General features: G+C 63.4%; 35 protein-coding genes and 1 tRNA gene. 13 read left to right on the top strand and 23 right to left on the bottom strand.

What is annotated here, in order from left to right; all coding sequences use genetic code 11:
* The 3 genes from IVB32_RS11685 to IVB32_RS11695 all read left to right on the top strand — a co-directional run.
* Positions 1–283: S-adenosylmethionine:tRNA ribosyltransferase-isomerase (locus tag IVB32_RS11685; RefSeq protein WP_247410395.1), on the top strand; the 283-nt coding region annotated here is incomplete at its 5' end.
* Between the two features lie 57 nt (positions 284–340).
* Positions 341–583 carry a type II toxin-antitoxin system VapB family antitoxin gene (locus IVB32_RS11690; RefSeq protein WP_085353162.1) on the top strand — a complete coding sequence of 81 codons (243 nt, stop codon included), beginning with the start codon at positions 341–343 and terminating at the stop codon, positions 581–583.
* Positions 583–978 (top strand): type II toxin-antitoxin system VapC family toxin, encoded by a 396-nt coding sequence (locus IVB32_RS11695; protein WP_247369947.1) that lies wholly within the window; start codon positions 583–585, stop codon positions 976–978. Before IVB32_RS11690 ends, IVB32_RS11695 begins: the two co-directional genes overlap by 1 nt.
* Positions 979–1091: 113 nt before the next feature.
* On the opposite strand, the gene IVB32_RS11700 is transcribed toward IVB32_RS11695, so the two are convergent.
* The 4 genes from IVB32_RS11700 to IVB32_RS11715 all read right to left on the bottom strand — a co-directional run bounded on the left by IVB32_RS11700 (position 1092) and on the right by IVB32_RS11715 (position 5263).
* The gene (locus IVB32_RS11700; protein WP_018457983.1) at positions 1092–2129 is read right to left on the bottom strand and encodes an aspartate-semialdehyde dehydrogenase; all 1038 of its coding nucleotides are present in this window, start codon (positions 2127–2129) and stop codon (positions 1092–1094) included.
* A 219-nt stretch (positions 2130–2348) separates the two neighbouring features.
* Positions 2349–3107 carry a PepSY domain-containing protein gene (locus tag IVB32_RS11705; protein ID WP_247410397.1) on the bottom strand — a complete coding sequence of 253 codons (759 nt, stop codon included), beginning with the start codon at positions 3105–3107 and terminating at the stop codon, positions 2349–2351.
* Positions 3108–3198: 91 nt separating this feature from the next.
* Positions 3199–3945 (bottom strand): TetR/AcrR family transcriptional regulator, encoded by a 747-nt coding sequence (locus IVB32_RS11710; protein WP_018457980.1) that lies wholly within the window; start codon positions 3943–3945, stop codon positions 3199–3201.
* A gap of 133 nt (positions 3946–4078) precedes the next feature.
* Complete coding sequence (locus IVB32_RS11715) at positions 4079–5263, bottom strand: patatin-like phospholipase family protein (RefSeq protein WP_085384037.1); 1185 nt, start codon at positions 5261–5263, stop codon at positions 4079–4081.
* 227 nt (positions 5264–5490) lie between these two features.
* On the opposite strand from IVB32_RS11715, the gene tgt reads away from it, so the two are divergent.
* Entirely contained in the window at positions 5491–6639 is a 1149-nt protein-coding gene (tgt, locus tag IVB32_RS11720; RefSeq protein ID WP_247296644.1) for a tRNA guanosine(34) transglycosylase Tgt, read from the top strand.
* Between the two features lie 15 nt (positions 6640–6654).
* On the opposite strand, the gene IVB32_RS11725 is transcribed toward tgt, so the two are convergent.
* On the bottom strand, positions 6655–6873 hold the full coding sequence (locus tag IVB32_RS11725; RefSeq protein WP_026233474.1) for a hypothetical protein: 219 nt from the start codon (positions 6871–6873) through the stop codon (positions 6655–6657).
* A gap of 199 nt (positions 6874–7072) precedes the next feature.
* Here IVB32_RS11725 and cysK point away from each other — a divergent pair, with 199 nt between their 5' ends.
* Both cysK and IVB32_RS11735 read left to right on the top strand, forming a co-directional pair.
* Complete coding sequence (gene cysK, locus IVB32_RS11730; RefSeq protein ID WP_018457976.1) at positions 7073–8050, top strand: cysteine synthase A; 978 nt, start codon at positions 7073–7075, stop codon at positions 8048–8050.
* Positions 8051–8053: 3 nt separating this feature from the next.
* Positions 8054–8296, top strand: coding sequence for a BrnA antitoxin family protein (locus IVB32_RS11735; RefSeq protein ID WP_007610629.1), 243 nt, complete (start codon positions 8054–8056; stop codon positions 8294–8296).
* A gap of 75 nt (positions 8297–8371) precedes the next feature.
* Here IVB32_RS11735 and IVB32_RS11740 read toward each other — a convergent pair whose 3' ends face one another.
* Together IVB32_RS11740 and IVB32_RS11745 are read right to left on the bottom strand one after the other, a co-directional pair.
* Complete coding sequence (locus IVB32_RS11740) at positions 8372–9802, bottom strand: caspase family protein (protein WP_247296646.1); 1431 nt, start codon at positions 9800–9802, stop codon at positions 8372–8374.
* 200 nt (positions 9803–10002) lie between these two features.
* On the bottom strand, positions 10003–10878 hold the full coding sequence (locus tag IVB32_RS11745; protein ID WP_085353150.1) for a DMT family transporter: 876 nt from the start codon (positions 10876–10878) through the stop codon (positions 10003–10005).
* A 150-nt stretch (positions 10879–11028) separates the two neighbouring features.
* Between IVB32_RS11745 and IVB32_RS11750 the strand changes: the two genes are divergently transcribed.
* A complete protein-coding gene (locus tag IVB32_RS11750) occupies positions 11029–11427 on the top strand; it encodes a RidA family protein (RefSeq protein WP_018457972.1) in 399 nt (132 codons plus the stop codon).
* A 52-nt stretch (positions 11428–11479) separates the two neighbouring features.
* On the opposite strand, the gene IVB32_RS11755 is transcribed toward IVB32_RS11750, so the two are convergent.
* From IVB32_RS11755 to IVB32_RS11765, 3 genes are all read right to left on the bottom strand, one after another.
* On the bottom strand, positions 11480–12025 hold the full coding sequence (locus IVB32_RS11755; protein ID WP_026233473.1) for a hypothetical protein: 546 nt from the start codon (positions 12023–12025) through the stop codon (positions 11480–11482).
* Entirely contained in the window at positions 11970–12314 is a 345-nt protein-coding gene (locus tag IVB32_RS11760; protein WP_247296648.1) for a hypothetical protein, read from the bottom strand. Before IVB32_RS11760 ends, IVB32_RS11755 begins: the two co-directional genes overlap by 56 nt.
* A 199-nt stretch (positions 12315–12513) precedes the next feature.
* The gene (locus IVB32_RS11765) at positions 12514–13101 is read right to left on the bottom strand and encodes a formyltransferase family protein (protein ID WP_018457969.1); all 588 of its coding nucleotides are present in this window, start codon (positions 13099–13101) and stop codon (positions 12514–12516) included.
* 187 nt (positions 13102–13288) lie between these two features.
* On the opposite strand from IVB32_RS11765, the gene IVB32_RS11770 reads away from it, so the two are divergent.
* Together IVB32_RS11770 and IVB32_RS11775 are read left to right on the top strand one after the other, a co-directional pair.
* A complete protein-coding gene (locus tag IVB32_RS11770; RefSeq protein WP_247296650.1) occupies positions 13289–13576 on the top strand; it encodes a hypothetical protein in 288 nt (95 codons plus the stop codon).
* A gap of 337 nt (positions 13577–13913) precedes the next feature.
* A complete protein-coding gene (locus tag IVB32_RS11775) occupies positions 13914–14150 on the top strand; it encodes a hypothetical protein (protein WP_026233472.1) in 237 nt (78 codons plus the stop codon).
* A 3-nt stretch (positions 14151–14153) separates the two neighbouring features.
* Here the strand turns inward: IVB32_RS11775 and IVB32_RS11780 are convergent, their stop codons facing one another.
* The 4 genes from IVB32_RS11780 to IVB32_RS11795 all read right to left on the bottom strand — a co-directional run bounded on the left by IVB32_RS11780 (position 14154) and on the right by IVB32_RS11795 (position 17319).
* Positions 14154–14456 (bottom strand): hypothetical protein, encoded by a 303-nt coding sequence (locus IVB32_RS11780; RefSeq protein WP_247369951.1) that lies wholly within the window; start codon positions 14454–14456, stop codon positions 14154–14156.
* A gap of 91 nt (positions 14457–14547) precedes the next feature.
* Complete coding sequence (locus IVB32_RS11785; protein ID WP_247296652.1) at positions 14548–16596, bottom strand: acetoacetate--CoA ligase; 2049 nt, start codon at positions 16594–16596, stop codon at positions 14548–14550.
* A gap of 118 nt (positions 16597–16714) precedes the next feature.
* On the bottom strand, positions 16715–16942 hold the full coding sequence (locus IVB32_RS11790) for a hypothetical protein (RefSeq protein ID WP_018457964.1): 228 nt from the start codon (positions 16940–16942) through the stop codon (positions 16715–16717).
* A gap of 155 nt (positions 16943–17097) precedes the next feature.
* Entirely contained in the window at positions 17098–17319 is a 222-nt protein-coding gene (locus IVB32_RS11795) for a hypothetical protein (protein WP_018457963.1), read from the bottom strand.
* 141 nt (positions 17320–17460) lie between these two features.
* Here IVB32_RS11795 and IVB32_RS11800 point away from each other — a divergent pair, with 141 nt between their 5' ends.
* Complete coding sequence (locus IVB32_RS11800) at positions 17461–18570, top strand: AI-2E family transporter (protein WP_026233470.1); 1110 nt, start codon at positions 17461–17463, stop codon at positions 18568–18570.
* Between the two features lie 145 nt (positions 18571–18715).
* Positions 18716–19102 (top strand): NUDIX hydrolase, encoded by a 387-nt coding sequence (locus IVB32_RS11805; protein ID WP_027518066.1) that lies wholly within the window; start codon positions 18716–18718, stop codon positions 19100–19102.
* 1 nt (position 19103) lies between these two features.
* On the opposite strand, the gene IVB32_RS11810 is transcribed toward IVB32_RS11805, so the two are convergent.
* From IVB32_RS11810 to IVB32_RS11825, 4 genes are all read right to left on the bottom strand, one after another.
* On the bottom strand, positions 19104–19394 hold the full coding sequence (locus IVB32_RS11810) for a Zn-ribbon domain-containing protein (protein ID WP_247296654.1): 291 nt from the start codon (positions 19392–19394) through the stop codon (positions 19104–19106).
* Between the two features lie 104 nt (positions 19395–19498).
* Positions 19499–19738: a hypothetical protein gene (locus IVB32_RS11815; protein ID WP_026233468.1), complete on the bottom strand. Its 240-nt coding sequence runs from the start codon at positions 19736–19738 to the stop codon at positions 19499–19501.
* A gap of 119 nt (positions 19739–19857) precedes the next feature.
* The gene (locus IVB32_RS11820; protein ID WP_026233467.1) at positions 19858–20100 is read right to left on the bottom strand and encodes a hypothetical protein; all 243 of its coding nucleotides are present in this window, start codon (positions 20098–20100) and stop codon (positions 19858–19860) included.
* A 321-nt stretch (positions 20101–20421) separates the two neighbouring features.
* A complete protein-coding gene (locus IVB32_RS11825) occupies positions 20422–20592 on the bottom strand; it encodes a hypothetical protein (RefSeq protein ID WP_247369953.1) in 171 nt (56 codons plus the stop codon).
* A gap of 489 nt (positions 20593–21081) precedes the next feature.
* Here IVB32_RS11825 and IVB32_RS11830 point away from each other — a divergent pair, with 489 nt between their 5' ends.
* Complete coding sequence (locus tag IVB32_RS11830) at positions 21082–21744, top strand: hypothetical protein (RefSeq protein ID WP_085384044.1); 663 nt, start codon at positions 21082–21084, stop codon at positions 21742–21744.
* Between the two features lie 178 nt (positions 21745–21922).
* Here the strand turns inward: IVB32_RS11830 and IVB32_RS11835 are convergent, their stop codons facing one another.
* Entirely contained in the window at positions 21923–22282 is a 360-nt protein-coding gene (locus tag IVB32_RS11835) for a hypothetical protein (protein ID WP_143273397.1), read from the bottom strand.
* Positions 22283–22443: 161 nt separating this feature from the next.
* Between IVB32_RS11835 and IVB32_RS11840 the strand changes: the two genes are divergently transcribed.
* Positions 22444–22650, top strand: a complete 207-nt coding sequence (locus IVB32_RS11840) for a hypothetical protein (RefSeq protein ID WP_247296660.1) — start codon at positions 22444–22446, stop codon at positions 22648–22650.
* Positions 22651–22985: 335 nt separating this feature from the next.
* On the opposite strand, the gene IVB32_RS11845 is transcribed toward IVB32_RS11840, so the two are convergent.
* From IVB32_RS11845 to IVB32_RS11855, 4 genes are all read right to left on the bottom strand, one after another.
* Positions 22986–23177: a hypothetical protein gene (locus tag IVB32_RS11845; protein ID WP_018457953.1), complete on the bottom strand. Its 192-nt coding sequence runs from the start codon at positions 23175–23177 to the stop codon at positions 22986–22988.
* Between the two features lie 47 nt (positions 23178–23224).
* On the bottom strand, positions 23225–23359 hold the full coding sequence (locus tag IVB32_RS42770; protein WP_256465041.1) for a hypothetical protein: 135 nt from the start codon (positions 23357–23359) through the stop codon (positions 23225–23227).
* Positions 23360–23722: 363 nt separating this feature from the next.
* On the bottom strand, positions 23723–24079 hold the full coding sequence (locus IVB32_RS11850; protein ID WP_018457951.1) for a hypothetical protein: 357 nt from the start codon (positions 24077–24079) through the stop codon (positions 23723–23725).
* A 675-nt stretch (positions 24080–24754) separates the two neighbouring features.
* Positions 24755–24830, bottom strand: a tRNA-Lys gene (locus IVB32_RS11855).
* Positions 24831–25298: the final 468 nt, after the last annotated feature.

The raw sequence follows: 25298 nt of genomic DNA on the forward strand, positions 1-25298 counted from the left end.
TGGCACCACGTCGTTGCGCCTGATCGAAAGCGCAGCCAGCGAGGACGGCACCATTGAGCCGTTCGCCGCCGAGACGTCGATCTTCATCACCCCCGGCTATCGCTTCCGCGCCGTTGATATTCTGCTGACCAATTTCCATTTGCCGAAGTCGACACTGTTCATGCTGGTGTCGGCGTTCTCCGGGCTGGAGGCGATGCAGCAAGCCTATGCACACGCGATCGCAACCGGCTATCGGTTCTATTCGTACGGGGATGCCTGTTTGCTGTTTCCGGCGCGGGAGTGACGCCGGCGGCGTTCTCGTGCTATACTGCTCATACGTTTTGCATGGATCGAGTGGCCGATGAACATCCGTTCCGCGAAAGTCGATGAGCTTGCCCAGCGCCTCGCCCGCCTGACGGGGGAAGATATCGAGACGGCGCTCGAACGCGCCATCGAGGAGCGCTTGTCTCGCGTGGCATCGCCGGCGGTCGATAGGAGGGCCGCCCTGACGTCGTTCTTCGAGCGAACCGCTGGCTTGCCCGTTCTCGATTCTCGGCCTGCAGACGAAATCCTCGGCTATGACCGTTTCGGGCTGCCGTCCTGATGGTGCTGGATACGTCTGCGATCGTCGCGACCGTCACCAACGAGCCAGATGGGCAGCGCTATCGGAAAGCCATGCTGGATGCTGCCAGCCTGTCGATGTCAGCAGTAGCAATCCTGGAAACCAAGATCGTTCTCTCTGCTCGCTTCGGAGCATCGGCCGTGAAGTTCTTCGACGAATTGCTGGAGACTGCCGGGATTGTCGTAGTGCCGTTCGACGCAGACATGGCGAAAGGCGCGTTCGAGGCATTTCAACGCTTCGGCAAGGGCGGGGGACATCCGGCGCAGCTCAACATCGTCGATTGTGCGGTCTACGCTTTGGCGAAAGCGCGTTCGCAACCGCTGCTCTTCAAGGGAGCCGACTTTGCTAAGACAGACATTCTCCCCGCGTTGACCTGACCGCGCTGTTTGCCATTGTAGGGTGGGCAAAGCGAAGCGTGCCGACCAACTTTCTTGATGCGAAGTGGTGGGCACGGCGCTTGCGCGCCTTTGCCCACCTTACGCATCTTCCGTTACGCCATCACCCGCTGTGGCAGGAGCTCCGCGATCTGCACCGCGTTGAGCGCAGCGCCCTTGAGCAGCTGGTCCGCCGCCACGAACATCGAGATCGAATGCCCGGAGGGGTCGCTGAAGTCCTTGCGGATGCGGCCGACCAGGACGTCGTCCTGGCCCGAGGCGTCGATCGGCATCGGGAAGTAGTTCCTGGCACGGTCGTCGACGACCTTGACGCCGCGCGCTCGTGCCATGATGGCGCGGACCTGGTCCTCGCTGATCGGCTTCTCGCATTCGAAGGTGATGGCCTCGCAATGAGCCCGCAGCACCGGCACACGCACGCAGGTGACGCCGATCGCGATCTTGTCGTCCTCAAAGATCTTGCGGGTTTCGTTGATGACCTTGGTCTCTTCGTCGTTGTAGCCGGTGTCAGGGTCGATCGCCGTGTTGTGGTTGAAGAGGTTGAACGCGTAGGGATGCGGCATCACCTTCGGCGTATAAACCTGCCCGTTGAGGTTGGCGCGGGTGGACTCGACCAGCTCCTCCATCGCGGCAGCGCCGGCGCCGGAGGCCGCCTGGTAGGTCGAGATGATCACCCGCTTGATGCGGTTGCTCTGGTGGATCGGCCACAGCGGCACCAGCGCCGTGATGGCGGCGCAGTTCGGGTTGGCGATGATGCCCTTGTGGTCGCGGATGCGGTTCGCGTTGATCTCGGGGATCACCAGCGGCACGTTCGGGTCCATGCGGAAGGCGGAGGAGTTGTCGACGACGACGGCGCCCGCCTTGACTGCGATCGGCGCGAACTTCTTGGAGATGCTGCCGCCGGCGGAGAACAGGGCGATGTCGACGCCTTCGAAGGCGCGTTCGGTCAGCTCCTCGATGACGACGTCTTGCCCACGGAACGACACCGTCTTGCCGGCCGAGCGGGCGCTGGCCAGCGCCTTGAGCTTGCCGACGCGAAAGCCGCGCTTGTCCATGGTGGCGATGAATTCGGCGCCCACCGCACCGGTGACGCCGACAATCGCGACGACGGGATCGTTACTCACTTTGTCCTCCATTGATTTGAGAATTCAGACAACAAAAAAGCCCCGGACCATCATGGGCGGGGCTTCGGTAGAGTGGATTGCGTTCTAGTCGACGACTACACGCGCACGCCTCCCCGGGCCCCGAAGGCCGTGGTGGTTTTAGTCGTGCGTTTGGTGGTCGTGAACATGGCGGGAGCTTATGCGGGAGAGTTTTGCGCCCGTCAATCGCTTTTCGGCGGGATTGGGCTGCCGCTATTTGATCCGGGCGCCCGGCGGTTCAAGGATGACCTCCTTGAGGTTGTCGCCACTGATGACGACGATCGCGAAATTCAGCCGGCCGCGTTCGCGCACCAGTCCGCCGCTGATGGCTTTGCCGGAGGCCGCGCGTTCGGCGACGTGGACGGCATCCGCAAGTCGGTGCTTGATGGCACCGAGCGCTGCGAGATTGCTGCGATCGTCGAGGTCGAGCTCGGCGAGAGGGAGGGCGGCTTCCCCGCCGACGAGCTCGCCGGTCGCGGCATTGATGGTGTGGCGCCAGATCCGGTCGTTGTGCAGGGTCTTCACCCGGTAGACCGGCACGCCGGAGGATCCGTCGAAACTCACATCTGCCGTGGTGGCACCGACGTGGCGGGCTTCCGCAATCGCCATGGCCTGGTTGATCGAGATCGACGAGCTGCGGAAGCGCTCGATCTCGCGGCTGACCGCTTGGCGATCGGCCTCGGCGTCACCATCTGTGTCGCTGTGAAGGGTGGTCGGCGTGCCCGTGCTCACGATCGCCCGCGCCGGCGCTGCGAGGAGGAGTGCGGACAGGGCGATCGCGAGCAGTCCCGAGATCCGTCGTTTGGCCGTCGTCATGCTCGAACCCTCGGCCAGCGAGTATGCCGGATGATCGTCAAGAATTTGCGGCCGACCTTGGGCATCGGTCGGCCGCTGAACGTCGCGACGGGCTGTACCGCCGCGACGATCGAAGCGGTGCGGACCTCTTGGGGCTGGTGAAAAAGCGATCCGCATCGCCCTATAATTAAACCATACCGTATCGTTTTGTTTTGGTCAACGGCGCGGCCGCGGGATCTCCTGGAAAGTTCGCAAGCTCACGGAATTGTCAGCGCGATGGGCGCCGCCGCTGCGTGCCCTTGGCGGCGCTCTGGCTGCCGTCCGCTGATCCCAGCGCGCCTGCCAGGAACAGCTTGATCGCAGCGCGCATGCGCTTTTCCGCGGCCTTCATCTCCGGCGGCGTTCCAAACGTCGCCAGACGATGGTTATGACCGACGACGACGTCGAGGAACACTTCCGCCGCGATGGTGGTGTCGTCGACGTCGAGCGCGCCTTGCGCCACCAGATGGTCGAAGAAGCGTGCCGTGGTGGCGACGGCCTTGAGCCAGCCTTCCTCCTTGCCGAGCTTGGCGATGTCGGGAAAGTTGATGGCCTGCGACGTCATCATGCGGCTGAAGGCGACGGCATCGGGTCCGCAGGTGAATGTCAGCATCTCGCGCCCGATCTCGACCAGCCGTTGCTCGACCGAGATATCCGAGGCGCTGCCGAGCTGCGTCTCGGCGGCCGCGGACAGCGGTGCCAGCCATCGCGCGATCTCGCGTCTCAGCACGGCTGCAAACAGGCCGCGCTTGTCGCCGTAACGGGCATAGACGGTGGGCTTGCTCACTCGCGCGGCTTCCGCGACCGCATCGAGCGAGGTCGCGTCAAAGCCGCGATCCAGGAACAGGCGGGTGGCGACCTCGATCAGCCGCTGATCGCGCTCGATCGCGGCGCTTTTCGTCGGCCGGCCGCCGCGCGATTTCGGCACCTCGCGCCGCGGCGCCGCCGGTCTTGTCCTGGTCGCAGTCAATCCCATGCCCAATGATTCCTGCGCGGTCGTGACATCAGTCATTGCTCTATAACGCGCGGCAACGAGTGCGTCATGGCTAATCTGGCCGAATGACCGCATCGTCAACCGTCTCGGCACGGCCCCGTTCCTCACCGAGCGCTCACGGAAGCGTCGAAGTCCAGGCCTCGCCCGAAGCCGCCTTCTCATATCCGTACTGATACAGCGCCCGCATATAAGCGGTGTCGAACCCTTCCGAGGGGGCGGCCGGATAATCGCGCGCGATATAGGAGAGATGGAAGCCCAGGCGGTTGCGCTTCGCAAAATCATAAGTCGAGAAGATGATCGAGCGGGTCTGCGACTGGGTGATCGACGACAGGCTGCGGGAGGCAACGTCGATGGTGCTGTTGGAGACGAGCTCGAAATTGCGTTCGATCTTCTTGTTGACGAGGATGTAGATGTCCAGCTTCGCAGGGCCGGGAAGGCGACTGCCCTGGAAAAGCAAGGCTTCCGGCAGCGTCAGCACCGGGGCCGTCACACCGCCGTCGACATGCATCTCCTGAAATCTGCGGCCCTCGCCTTCGGCGTCGATCATGATCGGCGGAAACACCAGCGGGATGCTGGCGGAGGCCGCCATCACGTCGCGAAACAGCTTGAGCGCCTCGGACGTGCCGACCGCGGCGATCTTGCCCATGTCCCAGATCGCGGTGCGCTGGGTGTCGAGATCGGTCGTCACCACCAGCAGCCTTCGGCCCTTGGCGTTTTCACGAGCGACTTGCGCCATGATTTCGGGGCCGACATAGCGGGCGACGAGCTCGCGCAGCCGCGTGTTGCCGAACAGGCCGGACCCGAACAGCACGCGCATGATGCTGGGATCACTCAACAGGCTCTCCGCGACACCGCTGGTGTAGACCTCCTTCAACGTGTCGTCATATCGCGAGCCGAGAAACGCAAAGGGCGCAATCAGGCCGCCGGTGCTCACGCCCGAGACCACCGAGAAGGTGGGACGGGTTTTGGCCGCGGTCCAGCCGTTGAGCACACCGACGCCGTAGGCGCCATCTGCGCCGCCGCCTGAGAGCGCCAGGTAGGACTTCGTCGCGGTGCTGGTGTCCTTCTCGAAATTGAATTTCGTGATGGGTTCGTCGGCGTAGCGCCGCAGGCCATCAATATCGAGCACGCGCGATGTGCTGGCTTCGGTGGCCGTATAGGGCGTGCGGGGCAGGGAGGTGCAGGCGCCGAGCGCCAAGCTGCACGTCAGGACCAGCAATCCGAACAGGCGGGCGCCGGTCCACCTCGTCCAGCCATGCGAACGGCCGGCTGGGTCAGTCGAACTTGAAGGGAGGGGCATTGCGGTGGCTGGCGATCACGCATCTACCGCCGCCGGCAACATCGCCGCGGCATCTCGTCCAACCCAAGGTAAAACTACACTGTATCGTTTTGTTTAACAAGCGTCGCAGGCGCACAATTCCGTGTCCCCCAATATTTGCACCCATTGTCCCAGTCTGATGCATAAGCCGGCCGAGGCATCGCCCGAGCGGGTTGATCGGCCTGCTCCGACACGCAATAAGCACCGTCATGAATCGTCCTGACACCGGTCTGCCCAATCATTTCGAACTGCTCGCCACCGATGGCGCCGCGCGCACCGGGCGCCTGACCACGCCGCACGGCGTGGTGCGCACGCCCGCCTTCATGCCGGTCGGTACCGCCGGCGCGATGAAGGGCATGCACTGGCGCGAGGTGCGTGAGGCCGGTGCCGACATCGTGCTCGGCAACACCTATCATCTGATGCTGCGTCCCGGCGCCGAGCGGATCGCGGCGCTTGGCGGCTTGCAGACATTCACCGGCTGGAACGGGCCGATGCTGACGGATTCCGGCGGCTTCCAGGTGATGTCGCTGGCGGATCTGCGCAAGGTCAGCGAGCAGGCCGTGACCTTCCGTTCGCATATCGACGGCGCCAAGGTCGAGCTGTCGCCGGAGCGCTCGATCGAGGTGCAGCGTTTGCTCGGCTCCGATATCGCCATGCAGATGGACGAATGCGTGCGACTGCCCGCCGAGCGCGCCGACATCGACCGCGCGATGCAATTGTCGCTGCGCTGGGCCGAGCGAAGCAAGCGCGCCTTCGAGAGCGCGCCCGACGGCTACATGCTGTTCGGCATCGTGCAGGGCGGCGACATACCCCAGCTTCGCCATGCCAGCGCGCAAGGCCTCATCGAGATCGGTTTCCATGGTTATGCCATTGGCGGCCTCGCCGTCGGTGAGCCGCAGGCGGTGATGCTGGCGATGATCGACGAGACAGCGCCGCTGCTGCCGAGAGAGCGGCCGCGCTACCTGATGGGCGTCGGCACACCCGACGACATCCTCGAGGCGGTCAAGCGCGGCATCGACATGTTCGACTGCGTGATGCCGACGCGCAATGGCCGGCATGGCGTTGCCTTCACACGCTTCGGCCAGGTGAATTTGCGCAACGCGCGCCACGCCGACGATCCCCGTCCGCTCGACGAAGAGAGCTCCTGGCCGTCGGCGCGCAGCTACGCGCGCGCCTATTTGCACCATCTCGTCAAGGCGGGCGAGACGCTGGGTGCGATGCTGCTGTCCGAGATCAATATCGCTTATTACCAGTTCCTGATGCAGGGCATCAGGGACGCGATCGCACAGGGAACGTTCGAGGAGTTCTATCGGCGTACGCGCGAAGACTGGGGGAGGGGCGACATCGCCCCGCGCTAGGTCAAGTGCAAAACGTCAGTTGCAGACGAGGCGCTGCTTGACGGAGTGCTTGGTCACGAAGCCGTAGCCGCAATTGTCGCAGGTCCAGAGATAGCTGATCACGTGTTCCGACAAATACGCAGAACCTTCGGCGGCGATCATGGAGTCGGCGCAGACGGGACAGGCCGGCAACTCACTGCAACGCGGAGCGCGGTTCGGTGCGACGGTCGACAACACTTCAGCGACTGCTGACATCGTGGTGACCTCCCAGCTTGAGACCTAAGTCTAACATAAGCAGAATCAGTTGACGAGGTCGCAACACAAATGCGTTGGTTTTCTGATAATTATTGCTCACGCGATTTTGCGATGCAGCGTATTTAACATGTAACGCAATCTCGCTTGCGTGTCGCCGCAGGCTGTCTAGAAGCACAATCGTCGCCACAGGGAGTTCATCATGGACGCATCGTCCACCACGGGTGCAGCGCACCAACCCGGCCGCGGCCGGATCTATGACTCGATCGTCGATGCTTTTGGCGACACGCCGATCGTGCGCTTGCGCCGGCTGCCGGGCATGCATGGCGTGAACGCGACCATTTTGGCAAAGCTTGAATATTTCAATCCCGCCGCAAGCGTGAAGGATCGCATCGGCGCGGCCATGATCATCGCCATGGAGAAGGCCGGAATCGTCAAGCCCGACACCGTGCTGATCGAACCGACCTCCGGCAATACCGGCATCGCGCTGGCCTTCGTCGCGGCGTCGCGCGGCTATAGGCTCAAGCTGGTCATGCCGGAGTCGATGTCGATCGAACGCCGCAAGATGCTGGCCTTTCTGGGCGCGGAGCTGGTGCTGACACCGGCCGCGCAAGGCATGAAGGGCGCGATCGCGACGGCCGAAGAGCTGTTGAAGACGACGCCGAATTCGGTGATGCCGCAGCAGTTCAAGAATCTCGCCAATCCCGAGGTGCACCGCCGCACCACCGCGGAGGAGATCTGGAATGACACCGCCGGCAACATCGACTTCTTCGTCGCCGGCGTCGGCACCGGGGGCACCATCACCGGCGTCGGCCAAGTGCTGAAGCCGCGCAAGCCCTCGCTGCGCGTGGTTGCGGTCGAGCCGGAGGAGAGCCCGGTGCTGTCGGGTGGCCAGCACACGCCGCACAAGATCCAGGGCATCGGTGCGGGCTTCGTCCCTGACATTCTCGATCGCTCGGTGATCGACGAGATCGTCAAGGTCAACTCGACGACGGCGATCGAGACCTCGCGGGCACTGGCGCGGCATGAGGGCATTCCGGGCGGCATCTCCTCGGGCGCCGCGATTGCCGCGGCCGTCGAGATCGGCAAGCGACCCGAAGCTGCGGGAAAGACCATCCTGGCTATAGTGCCGTCCTTCTCCGAGCGGTATCTTTCGACGGCTCTGTTTGAGGGAATCTAGGACATGGCGGATCAACCACCGAGGCGGCCGCGGACGTTGGGCGACGCCAGGACGGAGGCCGAGGCGGCGTTCAAGAAGGTGACGGCGAAGGTCGCTGCGGCGCCGCCAAAGCAGAACGTGGCGCCGGGGGTCAAGGAGCAGGTCACGCTGCGGATCGACCAGGACGTGCTGGAGCATTTCCAGTCCGGCGGGCCCGGCTGGCAGGACCGCATCAACGAGGCGCTGCGAAAGGCCGCCGGGAAGTAGACGCCAAAGCTTTGGTTATTCGTAACGAAAAAGCCCGGCGCGAGCCGGGCTTTTGTATCTGCGATTGGCCTCGCCTCAGCGGCGGAACATGCCGCCCATCATGCCGCCGACGACACCGCCGACGAAGGCTGCGCCGGCAGGATCGCCGCCGCTGCTGCGATGGGGAGCAGGTGCGGGCGCGCTGCTGGCCGCGGGGGCGGCGGCCCGGCGGGCTGCCTTCTGGCTGTTGTCGCTCGCGGTCGGCGGGCCGGCCACGACTTCCGAAAGCAGAGCCTTGTGCTGGAGCTTGTTCAGGTAGCCAGACGCGGGATAGCCGCGCGCCGCCTGCCAGCGCTTGAGCACCGACCGGGTCTCGTCGCCGAAGACGCCTGTCTGTTTGTTGTCGAAGCCGAGCCCGCCCAGGCGACGCTGAACGTCGCGGCGCTGGTTCTTGTCGAGGCCGATTTGGTCCTCGGTAAGCTGGGTGGCCTCTTCGGTGAAGGTCGCGGGATCGACGCCAGCGGTGAGGGTGCGCGTCGCGGTCGAGGGGCCGCTCTTGATGGCCGCGAGGCGTGCCAGCGCAAGCGCCTTGAACTGACCGTTCGGGTAGGCGGAGAGGTAAGCGTTGAGCTCTTCCGACTTATTGCTCTCCTTGACCGAACGCCAGTATTCGAGCTCGACACCGTCCGAGCTGCCGCCCGCCGCCATTGGCACGCTGCCAGCAGCCGTCGGTGCCGCATTGGCGACCTGCGTCGTCGGAGCCTGGTTGAGATAGACCGCGCCGGTCAAATTGGTGTGGCCCCAGGGCAGCTGCCCCTTGTGGGTCTCCTCGTTGACCTGGGCGCGGACCGACGTCATCGCCTGCTGGATCTCGACACCAGGTTTGGTGATGTTGTCGATGAGCGCACGGGTGAACGGGCTGTTGTTGCCCTCTTGGCCGTCGAGCGCGGTCTGGCCCGGGCCGGTGGCGAACGCGATCAGCGTGCCTTCGCCGGATTTCATCTCGGCAAGACCGCTCTGCACGTTGACGCTGCGGGTCGCGGAGTTCGATTTGATCTTGGCGGCAAACGGATTGTCGCGGCAGGCGTCAAGGAACACCAGCTTGACCTTGGCGTCGCCCATGGTCTGCTCGAGCGTCAGATCGATGTTGATGGCGGCACCGAGCTTGACGTCCATCTCCGACTTGATGTCGGCGTCGACAGGCAGAAGATAATTGGAGCCGCCGACCGCGATGCCGTGACCGGCATAATAGAACACTGCGACGTCGGAGCCCTGCGCCTTGCGGCCGAAGTCCAGCAGCTTCTCCGTCATCTGGTCGCGCGAGAGGTTCGAACCTTCGATCACCTCGAAGCCGACATTGCGCAGCGTTGCCGCCATCGCCTTGGCGTCGATCGGCGGGTTCGGCAATTGTGCGACGTTCTTGTAGGTGCCGTTGCCGACGACGAAAGCAACGCGGCGGTCGGCCTTCGCGGCACTGACCGACAGTGCCATGCACATCAGCGACGCGAGGAGGGTGAGAGTGCGCATCTGGAATCCCCAACAGAATCGAAATTGCAGGCAGCAACGAATTGGCACGAACTTACATGAAGTGCCCGCCTCGGCGCCACCAAAACGGCAGTTCGTCGCGTTCCCGCTGCTGTGTGGCAGAATGTGCACGATGGAATACCCTTCCAACGTGATCCAAATCACACGGCCACTTGGTTTTGTCGCGCGAGGCGGCGCGAGGTTCAGCGCGCGGGAGCAGGATCTGCCGGAGCTGGCTTTAGATTCAGGAGATTGCCGAACAGGATCAGCGCGGCGCCGACCACCGTCCAGGTGTCAAGCCGCTCCGAATACAGCAGCCAGCCAGCGGTCGCGGTCAATGGAACTCGCAGGAAGTCCATGGGAACAACGATGGTCGCATCCGCATAGCGCATCGCGCTGGCGAGGCAGTAGTGCGAAAACGTGCCGCAGACGCCGATCACGCCGACCCACGCCCAGACGTAGGCGGAGGGCCACGTCCAGACGAACAGCGTCGGAATGAAGCCTGCGACCGATTGCACCACCAGCATCCAGAACAGGATCGACAGCGCGCTTTCGGTGCGGGTCAGCGATTTGACGAGCACCATGGACACGCCAAAGCCCATGGCGGCGCCGAGTGCGATGAGTTGACCGGGATTGATCTCGCCGGTGGCGGGTCGGACGATGACGATCACACCGAAAAGGCCAAGCGCGATGGCGGCGATCTTCCACGGCGTCATGCGCTCGGAGAGAAGGCTCGCTGCGAGCAGCGCCGTCCAGATTGGCATGGTGAACTCGATTGCCACCACCTGGCCGATCGGGATCAGCGTCAGCGCGAAGAACCAGCCGAGCTGCGCAACATAGTGCACCAAATTGCGCCCGATGTGCTGCGGCAGGCGCGACGTCCTGAGCACTTTGAAGCCGCCGGCCCGATAGATGAACGGCGAAAGCAACAGGAATCCTAGCAGCGAACGCACTTCCATGATCTGAAATACATTCAGCTCGCGCGTGGTCTCGCGTCCGGCGACCGCCATGACCAGCATCAGCGACAGCCAGCCGGCCATCCACAGGGCAGCCATCGTTTTGGACGGTGTCGTGTTCATCGGCGCGGGTGTGAGAGGCGAGGTCTTGAGGGAAGGCCGGTATCGGCGACATCCTCGCCGTTTGCAACGGTCAAATCTGCCGGTGCAGCGATGCAGGGCGCCGTGCTAAGGCATCAGTGAACAACGAGAACAATCGGGAGATCTTCGCTCATGCACATCTTGCAGCCGGCCGAGTGGAAAAAACCGCGCGGCTTTTCCCATGGTGTCGTGGTCGAGGGGCCGGGCCGCTGGGTGGTGCTGGCCGGGCAGACGGGCGGCGACGAGACCGGCAATTACGCGCCTGACATGGCAGCGCAGGTCGGGACCGCGCTGAAGCGGATCATCAAGCTCCTGGGCGAGGCCGGCGCCAGCCCCGAGCATATCGTCCGCCTGACCTGGTACCTGACCAGCCGCAGCGAATATGAGGCAGCCGGGGCCGGCATCGGCGCGGCCTGGAAGGAAACGCTGGGGCGCAATTTCCCGCCCTCGACCTTGCTCTACATCGGCGGCCTCGTGGATGACCGGGCCAAGGTCGAGATCGAGGTCACGGCGTTCGTGCCGGGCACATAAAAAATCGACCCGGCGAGATCGCCGGGTCGATTGTCAATCTACTCGTATCGGCTTAGCGCGACAGCGAGATGTTGGCGCCGCGGAACTGGCTGTCGGCGCGCATCGTGACGTTCTGCTTGTTGCCGGACGTCTTCAGCGAAATGTTGGCGTTGAAGCCGGCAGTGGAGGCGAGCAGCTCATAGTTTCCGCCGGCCCCGCGACCCGAAAGGGAGCCGCTGATATTACGGCTGGCCTCGGACCAGCTGCCCGCGATGGCGCTGCCTTCAGCCTTGACGTTGGCGCCGAGGTTGAACTTGTAGGCGTCGCTGGCGCAGGTCAGAGACAACTCCATGGTCGGTCCGATCGGAGCGTATTTCGCCCGGCAGCGGATCCGTTCGGTCGAGCCGTCATCCAGGGTGACCGTGCCTGAGCCGCTCCAGCTGCCGGCCAGCGGGGCGAACGGGCCGGACTGGGCCTTGCTCTCGGAGTTTGCAATTCCGGCGGCAAACATAACGGCGGCCGCGATCAGCAGCCGCCGGCCCACACCGCTCGTCACGATTTTTCTATTGGCGCGATGCTTCCCACCGCCCGCTGCACGGTATGCCTGCAGATGCTCCATTCCACTTCCCCGATCCGGCGTTGCCGCTGAGTTGACCGTTGGCATATGCACCATTGATCGAAACTTTCACAAGTCCCCCGCTGCCGATGGTGCCGGAAACGTTAGCGCCGGGCGCGGTGATCTTGCCGTCGGCAACCGTCAGCAAGGAGCTCGCGGTCGGCTCGCAGGTGCCGCTCTTGGTGACGATGGTGACGTGCCAGTTGCCGTCATAGGGGGTCTGGGCAAAGCCGGGCGCGGCGAGGGTGGTAACTGAGGCGGCACAGAACGCCGCAATGCGAGCAAAACGCATAAAATCCGTCCTTGAATTTGTCTGATATGCTGACCTTATTCGGGCCAAATGTGACGGAAATTTGGTGCAGTGCCAAATCGAAAATTGTTCCTGTGGGAACAATGGTTTATTTGGGTTTCAAGCTGGGATTCTTGAAGCAAAATCAATGCCCCGTCACGTTAAGAGTAAACGTCAGGAGATCGACTCAGGATAAAGGGCCTCAGGAAAGACTTGGCGCTGAAGTCGCGAACTGCTCGTCTTGAGTCTTGGACGGCAGCGCCTTGTGGACCTTGGCATAGTCGATCACGTCGGCCAGCAATTTGAGCCCGAGCGGGGCGAGCGCGCGCTCCCACAGTTCCCGCGCCGTCTCGCCCTTCTTGACGAAGCACCACTCCTGGGCCGCAATGGCGCCAGCGTCCATGCGGTCGGCGAGGTGATAGATCGTGCCGCCGGCGATCGGATCGCCTTCCTTGATGGTCCATTCCACGGCCGCCTTGCCGCGGTGACGCGGCAGCAGCGAGGGATGATAGCCGATCCCGCCCAGCTTCGCTGCCTCAAGCGCGTCCTTGCCGATCCGGGCGTGGCTGTGCGCGGTGACGATCAGATCGGTGTCGGGGGCGATCTCGGAGGCCACCACCAGTTTGGGATTGGCCTGGACCACGACGTCGATGCCCGCCGCCTTGGCTGTTGCGGCGAGACGATCCTCGGCGTCGGCCACCACGACGCGCACGATCGAGACACCATGCTCCCGGAGCATGTTCAGGGTGGTCACGCCGAAATGGCGGGAGCCGACAAGAGTAATGCGCATGGGTGTCCGATCCGTCTCGCAACTGCGTCATCTCCCGATAACACGTCCGGACGTCCTGTCACCACCCGCGCTGGGTTTGCGCCGGTTATCAACAACGCGCCGGGCGAGGCTGCGCGATGAATTCCGCGATTGCGGTGTCGGCCGGTCCGGTGCTTCCATGCGCATGGCATCGGCTCGGAGTGAACGCATGCGGAGCGCGTGGTTTGTCCTTCTCGCGGCCTTGGTTGCAACCACTTCGGCGCGCGCTGGCGGACCGCCCTATCCCGTGGTTCCGCCCGAGGTCGGGGTGGCGCCCTTCATCGGCCCGACCTGGGACACCTATCGCTGCGCGGAAGGGCCGGTCACCAATTTTTATCACGGCGCCTATTACGGCCAGGAGCCGCCGGCGCTCTATCGCGGCTACGCGTACCGGCCGCATTACCGCTACAGCGCCTACCGCAGGCTGCCGCGCAAATATTTCTGCGTCACAGACTAGCGTTGCCGCGCCGCCACGGTGGTGCGGCGAGTGCCGACGGCCGGTTCCTGTGTTTCGTTTTTAACAGAGAGACCCAGGATTTGCCGTTAGAACGTGGACCGACCGGGGCTGGCGACATTTCAACCCGCATCCGTTTTCGAACCCGGATTTGGCCGCTGGCGTGATCGCCAGCGGCTTTTTCATGCTCGGCCATCACGAAATCATCTGACGGTAACGTGATCTCAACCAGCTTGGCGTATCGACGAATCCGTCGCGGATTTGTATTGCGTACCGCGACACCGAGATTGTCGCGCCGGCGCGGGTGCGCCGTGCGGGCTTTTTCGCCGGGACCTATTTCATGCCGAGCGCGATTGAGCAGATCGTCGACGTCTATGTCCGGCTGAAGAACCGGCGCGGCCTCGACGAGCTGATGATGCACAGGCAACGGCTTGCAGTCGATCTGAAGAGCAGGTCCGGCTACGACTTCAGCCTGCCGATCGGCCAGATCGACGAGGAGATCGCGATCATCGAAGCCGGCCTCAGCCGGCTCAAGTCGGGCGATATCGCCGCGACGGACGACGGCCGGCCAGTTTGACGTTCAGTCGCGCCGGCCACCGTCGATGACGGTGAACAACGGCCGCGCCTGGGTCGGCTCGACCAGCAATTCCTCCACCAGCGCGGTCGCCGCATCGACATATTTGCGCGTCGGGTTGTCGAGGGGACGCGTGGCCTCGTCGTCGAGCGCGACTTTGGCGGCCTCGACCAGCTTGCGCATTCGCGCCGCGTGGTCATCGCCCGCCGTCAGCGTCGCGCGGGCCAGCGAGCGCAGCACGAACAGCTCGCCCTCGAGGCGGAGCAGACGGTCGTTCAGCCTGGAGAGGACGGCGTTGAGGTCGGCCATGGCGCGCGTTCGTTGCGGAAGATGCATCCTGCTCTAGCGGCGATCGGTGAACGGAGTCCAAACGGCATCGGCGCAATTGCGGCGATCTCCCTCAAGTCTCGCTCCGCGCCAGATAGTCGCGTGCGAAGGCGAGATACCAGTCGAGGCAGGCGGGATTGGCCATCGCCTCCCGGTTGATGACCTTCTCGACGGGTTGGCCGAGCAGCAGCTTCTTGATCGGCAGCTCCTGCTTCTTGCCCGAGAGCGTGCGGGGAATGTCGGCGACCGCAAAAATCTCGTTGGGCAGGAATCGGCGCGAGAGGCCGGCCTCGATCGCCTTGTTGATCTTCGCCTGCATCGCGCCGTCGAAGGCGACGCCTTCGCGCAGCACCACGAACAGGGGCATGTAGCTGTCACGGCCGAGATATTCGAGATCGACGACGAGGGAATCCAGCACCTCCGGCAAGGCCTCGATCGCGGAATAGAGTTCGCTCGTGCCCATGCGCAGGCCATGCCGGTTGATGGTGGCATCGCTGCGGCCATAGATGATGCAGGAGCCGTCCGGGTCGACCTTGAGCCAGTCGCCATGCCGCCACACCGGCCCACGGCCGGTGCCGTCGAAATTGTCCGGATAGGTCTCGAAATAGCTCGCGCGATAGCGCGCACCGCCCTTGTCGTTCCAGAAATAGAGCGGCATCGACGGCATCGGCTCGGTGCAGACGAGCTCGCCGACCTCGCCGATGACGGCGCGGCCCTGTTCGTCAAAGGCTTCCACGGCAGCACCCAGCAGACGGCACTGCATCGCGCCCGGCGTCTGCGGCAGTTCGCGATTGCCGCCAATGAACGCGCCGGCGAAATCGGTGCCGCCGGAGATGTTGGCCCACCAGATATCGGCCTGCGCCTTGCTGCCGTTGGTCTTCGACAGGCCAGCGAAGTGGTTGTTGAACCAGGCTTGGGTGTCGGCGCTCAGCGGAGAGCCGGTCGAGCCGAGACATCGAAGCTGTGAGAGATCACCGGCGGCGGCGAGGTCGACCTCGGCCTTGGCGCAGTTGGCGAAGAACGCGGCGCCCGCGCCGAAGAAGGTCGCTTTCGACTGCGCGACGAAGCGCCACAGCGTGGTCCAGTCTGGCTTGTCCCTGGCGCCGCCGGGGCTGCCGTCGAAGATGCAGCAGGTAGTGCCGCTGAGCAGGCCGCCGACCTGGCTGTTCCACATGATCCAGCCCGTCGAAGAGTACCAGTGATAGCGCTCGCCGAACGAGTTCTCGTGGTAGGAGCAGCCGAGATCGTTGTGCAGTCCGAGCAGCGCCAGCACCACGATGACGATGCCGCCATGGCCGTGCACGATCGGCTTCGGCAGGCCGGTGGTACCGCTGGAATAGACGATCCAGAGCGGATGATCGAACGGCAGCCAGGCCGGCTCGAACGCGTCGATCTCCGCGCCGGTTGTTGCGATAATTTCGGAGAGCAGGGCGTCGGCCGCTGCGGGCGCGGCGGCCTCGCTGTGCAGGATGACGTGCTCGACCGTCGGCAGCGACCGCCGCAGCTCGGCGAGGACGTCTTTGCGATCGTGCCGGCGGCCGGCATAGGTGACGGCGTCGCAGGCAATCAGTACTTTCGGTTCGATCTGCTTGAAGCGGTCGATCACGGCGGGCGCGGCCATGTCGGGCGCGCACAGGCTCCAGATCGCGCCGATGCTGGCGCTCGCCAGGAATGCGATGATGGTCTCGGGGATGTTGGGCAGATAGGCGGCGACGCGGTCGCCGGGCTTGATGCCTTTTTCTTTCAGATGCAGCGCGAGCGCAGCCGCCTTGCGCCGCAGCTCCGGCCAGCTCGTCTCGCAAAGCCTACCGTCCTCGCCACAGCTGACGATTGCGGGCAGGCCGGCGGCGTCAGCCGCGTCCACGTGGCGGAACACCTGCCGGGCATAGTTGACCTGCGCGCCGGGAAACCAGACCGCGCCGGGCATCCTGCGCTCGGTGATCACGGCGGCAAACGGCGTCGGCGATTGCAGATCGTAATAGTCCCAGATGGCGTGCCAGAACCCGTCGAGATCGCGCACCGACCATTGCCGCATCTCCTCGTAGCTGTCGAAGTTGAGGCCGCGCTTCTCGGCGAGCCAGGTGCGGTAAAGGGCGATCTGGGGAACGAAGGGTGAGGTCATTGCGTGTCGGCTTCAGTTGCGGGGCGGAGAGTTTAACCGTTGCCGCAGAGTAGCAGAAGCCGCAGTTCGGGCAGGGGGCGTTGACGGGAGTAGCTGGTCTGGGTCCGGTGGAAGCAGTCTACCCGCCGGCTCCGGCCCAACGCCTTCCGAACACGGGTGGCTTGGTTTTCACCGCTTCCCAGCCGAAGAAATGATGTTTGCCGGACCATGTGTGCACCACGCCGCTGCAGATGCTGCACTTGAAGGTGCCGGAATGCGCTTCGGCGTGCTCCTCCCTTGTCGCCGTGTAGTTCATGCTGCAACCCGCGCAGGTGAATTCTTCGATCGTCCAGATGGTATTGGCCATTGCACCGAAGTGGTTTGAGGGACCTCGATGGAAGCGTAGGTGCACGCCTTTGCATCGACGTAAACCGGTCGGCCGAAATCCGGTTAATCACCGTTAGCCAAGCCGGCATCACGTCGCGCACCTTGCCGGCGCTCGCCCACGGCGCCGCCGCAAGATCAATCGCCGGTCCGGATGCTTCGCATGTCCCGGTCGATGCACATCTGCACGCGCCTGATGGCGAGCAACGGCAGCCTGCCTTGCACGCGCCCGGTGCGGGCCCTGTCGCCGACGGCATAGGCGTAGCGCCAATAGCCCGGTGCGCCGTTTGGCTTCAGCGAAAAGCGGATGCCGCGGTGAATTCCCGCGTGTGCGACGGGCTCTCTGGGGCGGCGTGCCATCGTCTCGGAATGCAGAATGGCCCGATGCGTTCCTAATCGCCGGCTCGTGCCGGCCCGGTCGTCTTGACGCCGGGTGCGCGGCTGGCAATAACGCGGGGCCGCGCAAGTGCCGGAACCCGCGTCAATGCCGCAAGGAAAGCCGTGCCCGTGAAAAGTCTGCGTCAGCTCCTGACGGGCGAGGACATCATCCAGCTCGTGATCCGCGTCGGCCTGCTCGGCCTGCTGATCATCTGGACCTTGCTGATCATCCGCCCCTTCGTGCCGATCCTTGCCTGGAGCGGCGTGCTCGCGGTCGCGTTCTACCCGGCCTTCAGCTGGGTCGCCAAGATCCTCGGCGGCCGGCCCAAGACCGCAGCGGCGATCCTGACCCTGATCACGCTCGGCATCGTCATCGGTCCTGCGACCTGGCTCGGTATCAGCGCAGTGGACGGAGTGCGCGAGCTGGCGCACCAGCTCGGCACCGGCGACCTCGCGCTTCAATCGGCGCCGGAGCAGCTCAAGTCGTGGCCGGTCGTTGGCCCCTGGTTATTCGACCTCTGGGAGCAGGCCTACAACAACATCCGCGCAGTGCTCCGCGAGGTGGCGCCGTATCTCCAGCCGCTGGCGGGACCGCTCTTGTCGCTCGCGGGCGATGCCGGCGTCGGCACGCTCCAGTTCCTGGTCTCGGTGTTCGTGGCCGGCTTCCTGTTTCCGCACGGGCCGCGGCTGGTTGCGGCCGGCCGCGGTTTCCTGTTTCGCATCGTGCCCGAACAGAGCGAGCATTTCCTGGGGCTCGCGGGCGCGACCATCCGCGCCGTGGCGCAAGGCGTGATCGGCGTCGCGATCGTGCAGGCATTGCTCGCCGGCATCGGCTTCAAGCTTGCCGCGGTGCCGAGCGCCGGCCTGCTCGCCTTCATTGTGCTGCTGCTCTCGATCGTGCAGATCGGCGCCTTCCTGGTGCTGCTGCCGGTGATCATCTGGATCTGGACCGCCAAGGACGTCACCACCGCGCTGCTGCTCACCGTGTTTCTCGTCCTCGTCGGTTTCCTCGACACCATGTTGAAGCCGCTGGTGATGGGGCGCGGCCTGACCACGCCGACCATCGTCATCTTCGTCGGCGTGATCGGTGGCACGCTCGCCCACGGCATCGTCGGCCTGTTCATCGGCCCGATCATCCTGTCGGTGGCCTGGGAGATGATGATGGCCTGGATCAGGACGGAGGACCGGGCAGAGGCGGGGGCAAGGGCGGGCACAGCGGCGGGCGAGGGCTGATCTGGCGCCTCGAACGGCGGGATCGGCCTGCCGGGTTTAATCAGATCTGACGGCCTTGGCCCGGGTGATCAAGATCCATCCGGAACTTGTCTATCCGACTAGACAAGTTACCATGGGCTCGATTCTATTTTCGATTACGGCGGACATGGCGAAGTCTTCCAAACTGGTTGCCGCCAAGCGCGGCAAGGTATTGTTGGTCAGACGCCGGTCGGACGGCCTGTGGATGTTCCCGGGCGGCCGCAAGCGCGCGCGCGAGTCCGACAAGGACTGCCTGCGGCGGGAGATCAAGGAAGAGCTGCCCAAGCTGAAGCTCGGCCGGATCAGCCTCTGGAAGGAAGTGACGGCCAGGAACAAGCGCTCCGGCCGCAAGATGAGCGATGCGATCTTCATTGCCAAGGGCGCCAAGGGCAGGCTCGCGATCGGGGACAAGAACGAGATCGACCGCGCCGTCTGGCAGAAGCCGCGCGGCATCCGCCTGACGCCGACCTCGCGCTACATCCGCGACCGCCTGTTTCCGCGGAAGCGCGGGTGAGCTAGTCCTCCTCGTCCTCCGACGAGTGCTGTATCCGTCCGGTCTGGGTCCGCGAAAAATTGCCGCGCACTTGCGGCGCGGACATTCTGGCCATTTCGGTTTCGCGCTGCTCCTTGCGAGCCTGGCGCGCGCGCTTCATGGCCTGCTTGACCTGAGGGTTCGGTGAATCCTCCGCGAAGAACAGCACCACCTCGCAGCTCGGACATTGCCTGGAATAGCCGTCCTGCAACCGTCCCGCGCGGTCGCGGAATACGGTCTTGCAGCGCGTGCACTGAATCTGGACGAAACTCATGCGCGGTCGATCGACAATGACTGATGAAAATGGATCGTCAGGTGATCCCAAATGTCTGAAGAAAGCTTGAACGCGTCGGCGACTTCAAGCCGCTCGATCAGGCGCTATTGCTTGGCCGCCATCGTGTCCAGGCAATGGTTGAGATAGACGGTGCGATCCCTGGGCAGCACCTTCTCGAGATCCGCCTTCAGCGCGCATTCGCGCTGCCGCATCTGCTCGGCCCGCCGCTTCTCGGCCGCCTCGCGATATTCGGGAGCAACCTTGTTGGGATCGACGAGAGCCTGCGAGCGGGCGGGAGCCGTCACGGCGAGTGCAATGGCGGTGATGATCATGAACTGTTTCAAATGAGCCTCCGTAAAAGGCTCATCCTAGCGCTCGGGCGGCGAGGGCTCAACGGCAAGTTCGCCGAGACGCCCGGCAGCCCAGTTGATTCAACTACCTGAAGTTGGGACTCGTGAGTCCATCACTTCGGGACGTGGTCGATCTTGTGGCTGAGATGCCCGGTGTCGTGATCGCGCCGCAACTGGCTGAGCGATGTCTCGTTCAGCTGATGCAAGACCTCGCTGAGTTCAGTCGTATCCGGATAACCGGCAGCAAAACCCTTGCCGTAGATCTTGCGCAACGTACCGACCAGCGTGTTGCCGTGCTTCTTGCTGATCGCGCCATCCTTGTCGCGGTGGCGATGATCCAGGCCCGTGTCCTTCATGGCTTTCTCCCTGAGCGGCGTCTGCGCGCCTGGAGAGAGCGTGCTCCCAAACGAGTTGATTGGCAACGGCACGGCGCGCGGCAGGTGAGCCTCGTCAAGATGTGGAAAGATCGAAGGCCGTGTGAAGCAGTTCACAAGCGATGGTCGAGATCGCTGCTACGAAGGCCTCATTGCTTGACCGATTGATATTTTGAAAACGCCCCAGCGCTCCACCAGGCGCTGGGGTTTTCACGTCGATCACCGCCACGGCCAGAGCGCGCGGCGCGCGATCGGTCGGGTGCTTTTCGAATGATGCCGAAGGCTGGTGCCGAAGGCGGGCGACTACGCGGCTTGCTCCTCGAACGAGGTGTAGACCTGGCCACCTGGAGCGATCACCTGAACGCCCCAGCACCCGTCGGCGATGAGCTCCTTGGCCTTCTTGAGGGCGGCGGCGAGTGACAGCCGCTTGAGGCTGACGATTCCTGCCGTGTCGAAACCGCTGATTTCAAACATGCCGCTCCTCCCTGTTTTGTCGAATCCTACACTTTTTGAGCGGGTTGTCTCGCGGCTTTTGGGACAGGGGCCCGGCGCACGAGCAGGCGGTGGCCAAAATCGCGAAAACAACCCCATGCACAGTAGCTAAGTCCCGCTGGCGCAACGCTTTCTTTTTGGCACATGGCGGTCCTGCATCCGGCGGAGACGCCGGGTTGACGCGTCGGGCAAAACAGGGGTAGTCTGCCAACTTCGGAAAATCCGCTTCGGACCAGGGCGGCTTCCCGGGATCGGGAGGAGCTCGCGCACCGGCCTGCCTGTCATGACCCTCGCACGACCCCGTAGTCGGCCGGGGGTGGCGGGGTCTGCAGCAGGCCGCGGCCGCTAACGTGGAATTAAGCAAAAAAGCCCACAATTTTAGACAGTTGTAGATGGGTGCTGCGTAAGGGAGCTGTCGCGAGGACGTTCCGGCGACGGCTTCCTGTTGCTCGCTCATTTGGGGTCAATGCCATGACCGCGACTTTCGAAACGCAAGGCCTTGTCGAACAGCTCGACCCTGCAGCACTGGCTGCGGCCATCGCCGCCGGCGAACCCGCAAGTTTGGACGCTCCGGAACCGATCAAGCGATCCAGCCGGACGTCCGTCATGGCGCTGTCGGTGTGTGCCCTGGCCATCAACGGCGCCGCGGCGATCTACACATGGCCGTCCGGCCTGCCATCGCTGAATCTGAGCAGCCTGGCTGATCTGCTCCCGCGCCAAGAGGCTTCAGCGCCAAAGCCGGATCCGGTTGTCGCGGCCTTGAAGGATATTCAGTCGACCCAGCAGCAACACACGGCTTCGCTGCAGGAGAGCAATCAGGCCTTGCAACAAAACGCGGCTGTGCTGCAGGCGGATTCGATGGTGCTGCTTTCGCTGCGGCAGAGCATCACGGACGAACGGGTGGATGTGAAGAAGGTATCTTCGCAGCTGTCCACGCTGATTGCGAAGATCGACTCGCTGCAAAATGCCATGATGTCGGACGTCACGTCCTCGGTTCGAAGAGCGCATGCGCGCTATGGACTGTCCGCAGCGATGCGCAAGCGGATGGTTCGGCAGTCGAAATCTGCAGGTCCCGTTTCAGTTGGAGGAGCGCCGTTGAGCGTGCCTGCCACAGTTTCGGGCCCGGAGAGCTGAAGATAGGGTCAGGCAGGTGATCTGAGACTTTGTCCGCGCTCACTTGGCGGGCTCACGTGAGCGCGGCTTTTTACCCGACTTGGAACTACGGAATGCTGGTGACAGTGCTCTCCGGCACTGTCACCGCGAATCCTAAGAAGCGATGATCAGGGGCCCGCCGGTTTGCCCTGAGGGTCTTTCAATAGTAGCGGCGCCTCGGACGGCGCTCGTAATAATCATCGCCGTAATAGCCTTGCCGGCCCTGTTGAAACTGCGGCGGAACCGTTCCGGTCGGGTAACACTGGCCGTCGCGGGTATCGATATCGGCACCGTTTCCGCAAGGAACGGGATAATGGCCATAGCCTCTACCGCCACCATAGTACTGCCGTGCGGCCTGTTCTTGCGGCGGCAAGTAGCCGTTGGGGTAGCACATGCCGTCGCGGGCGCTGACGTCCCAGCCGTGGCCGCACGGCGGTGGGTGCACAGGGACACGGTATTGAACCTGATGAACCTCACCGAGCTGTAGAGCCAGCAAGGTTGCGACAACTGCACCGATCATCGGACTTCTCCCAATCGCACTATGCCTACGCCTGAGCGGCTGAATGATCGCTGAACGGGTTCACGCCGGCGATCTTAACCTCACTTTAGGAAATCGTTGTTCGGCGGCCTGCCGTTGGATATAAAGGGAGCCGCCGTTAGCGTCAGTTGCGTCCGTGAGTCATGATTACCTATAAGCAGTACCATATCCAGCAAGTCGAGCACGGCCCCAAGCGCTGGGTTGCTCGCATCACGCGGACAGACGGCCAAAACATCCGCACGATTCTGCCAGCGACCGAGCTACCCTACCTCGACACGAAGCCGACAACGTCCCCCGAGGAAGCCGAGGCGCTTGCCAAGGAAGGCATCGACTTCGGCGGCGTGGTGTAGGCCGTCGTCGGGGTCGACTGACATTCGTTTGCGAACTCGCCGGTGGCTTCATCCGCCTCCGCAGCCGGCTTTTCACCCAAAAACTATTGTGGCTCGGTTGGCTTGTCTCGCTCATGGCTCTCGGCTTCGGCGGCCGCGCACGCATCCATGCCATGACATTTGCTCAGATAGTACCGAGCGCCTGCGAAGATCGAGCAAACAATCACCACGGAAACCAGCAGCAAGATCATCCACCGTCGGTTCAACATTCCCATGACCTTCTGCACCCTCCATCCGACGCAGCCCGTTCGCCTGACCGGCCCAGCCAGGCGAGGCCAAGGGTCGATAAGCTCAAATCAGACCTTGCGCTTCGGATTCAGTCTAGCCTCACGCTCCAGCCGCTCGGACTTCAGGCGTTTGAGGTTTTCCTGAAACTCCGGAGTGGCTTGGCTGTCCGCTATTGTCTGTCTCGATCCTATCGGATTGAGGGTCCTTCGATCGGCTTCGTCCGCGACTTGTTGCGCGGCCGACCGTTTGGGTTTGATCATTTGCTTTTTGCCTTCAGGCGAGATTGACCAAGCGGGCGCCGGTCAATTCATTTTCGATTTGGCCGGTCGCGTCGAACATTCTGGAATTCCTCGGGTCCCTTGACGAGCCGCCGCTTGCGGCTGGCCTGGTCATCCGGGCTCGCTTTGTTGTCTTTGAGCTTGTCGATCGCATTACCCGCCATTTCCCGAGCCCGCTCGGACGAAGGCCTTGGCTGCAGACGTAACCGCGAGGGCGGAGGCGGGTTTGCCCAAGCCAATATCGACCAGCCGACGGATGGATTCAGAGCGAGCCGGAGTGTCTTTCTGCCCCGACGCCCATGCGTCGATCTGAGCGACAGTCGCCTCCGGCCAGCGCGTGCCGATCTGGACGCCTTGACCAGTAGCGGGGCGGCCGCGATGCTTTTTGGCACGAATCTTTTTTGCTGGTTTCATTTTATTTGGTACCAAAAAATCATGCCGAAGGGAAGCGCGAACTTCCGACGGCTGTGCCTGTTTAGTGCACTGGCACCGCAATCCCCACGCAACATCACGATCACAGATTGAACTCAGGCGGCCCCCCGTAGAGGAAGCGCCAGTTGTACAGCAAAAGGTCGGGAAGCATTTGCTTGGACGAAGGCCTGCAAGGCCGGCGTGATCTCGCTACTCGTGACACGCTCGGCAAGCTCATCTGCGATCTCGCTGGTGGCATCGCGAGACCAGCCCTCGATGGCGTTGAAGGCGACGATACGGACGGGATACGCGTACTGCCCGGAGAGTAGGTCGCGGATGATGGTCTCGACGTCGGTATCCTGCTCGTCGGCCTCGCGCCAGGAGCAGCCGGCGCGCGCGCCGAAGTCTTCCAGTACCAGGTAAATCTCCCGGTCGAGCCGATCCAGCGGCACAATCGACGGCGCATGACGCATGACGCAACTCCTACTCAAGAGGAGCAATCGTTCGACTGTCCGTTCGTTCCGCCCGGAACTCAGGCCGATAGGCAAATGAAAGAGGCGGACGTTTGAGAAGCGGCCTTACTTCTTTGGCAGAAGTCCCAAGACGAACCATTGAGCCGGAAACAGTGGAAACAGCAGCGCTCCCCAGATGAACCAAATGCGCCTAGACCGGCCTCTCTGTGCCGCGAAATTGGCGGTCACGCGCCCACACCACATCATCAGGGTGACAATGACCAAGCCAAACATGATTGAGGCAAGCATGGAGTGGCTCCTGCCGATGGTCCGTTGGCTATCATATAGGATTGGCGTGTCGCCGGGGAGAGAGCCCAAATCAAGATTGCGCGCTTAAGGCGGGGACGACCGGCGCCGCCTTACTTTACTTGTTCTCTGGCTCCGGTGACGAGGCGGAGCCCGGCGTGCGGGACGTCGGCACCGTCTGAGAGAGCGGCAACTGAGGCGGCCTATTTGGGGCGGAATGGCTTTGGGCACACCAGTTTTCCGGAAGAGTCTCGTCGGCAAGCGCCGACATCAAAGCGCCGCTCATTTGCGGCGGCAGGACGCGTCGGCAGCGGCAATTCCAGCTGCCGACACAGTGCCGACATGGAGCTTTCTGTCGAAGTTGCGTTTGGGATTACTGCTTCATTGTGTTGGTGAGCGCGCTGGGGCTCGAACCCAGGACCCCGTGATTAAAAGTCACGTGCTCTACCGGCTGAGCTACGCGCTCCCATGGCCGCTGATGGCTTCAAAGAAATCGCCATCGTCTTCGGTCATTTGGAAAAGCATGTCTTGCCGCCACATCGACGCAAGCGTTGCGGAAAAACCGGCTGTTTCCGGATCATGCTTTCGGCCCGCGCTGTGTAGGGGGATGGGGCGCGGAGGTCAATAGCTCGGGTGGTTGCCGAACTTGAAGGCAACAGCGGGAATTCGCTCGCCGTTTCCAATGCTTGAGCCGGATTTTCAACCCGAATGGCGGCCGTCATCCACGCCGAAGAAGCCGCGACGTCCGCCCACGGGACGGATGCCACGTTCGGAGCCCCGTCAGTTCGCTTCCCGCCGGACCTCGCTCGGCACCGGCACTTGCTGCGGCGTGCCGGCGGGGGTGGGTAGCGCGACCGGGCGCAAGCCGATCAGCTCGGCGGTGCGGATCGCGCTGTCGCGCCAGAACTGGAACGAGTTGATGCGGCTGAGCTCG

The sequence above is a fragment of the Bradyrhizobium sp. 23 genome, from assembly GCF_023073295.1.
GTDB lineage: Bacteria > Pseudomonadota > Alphaproteobacteria > Rhizobiales > Xanthobacteraceae > Bradyrhizobium > Bradyrhizobium canariense_D.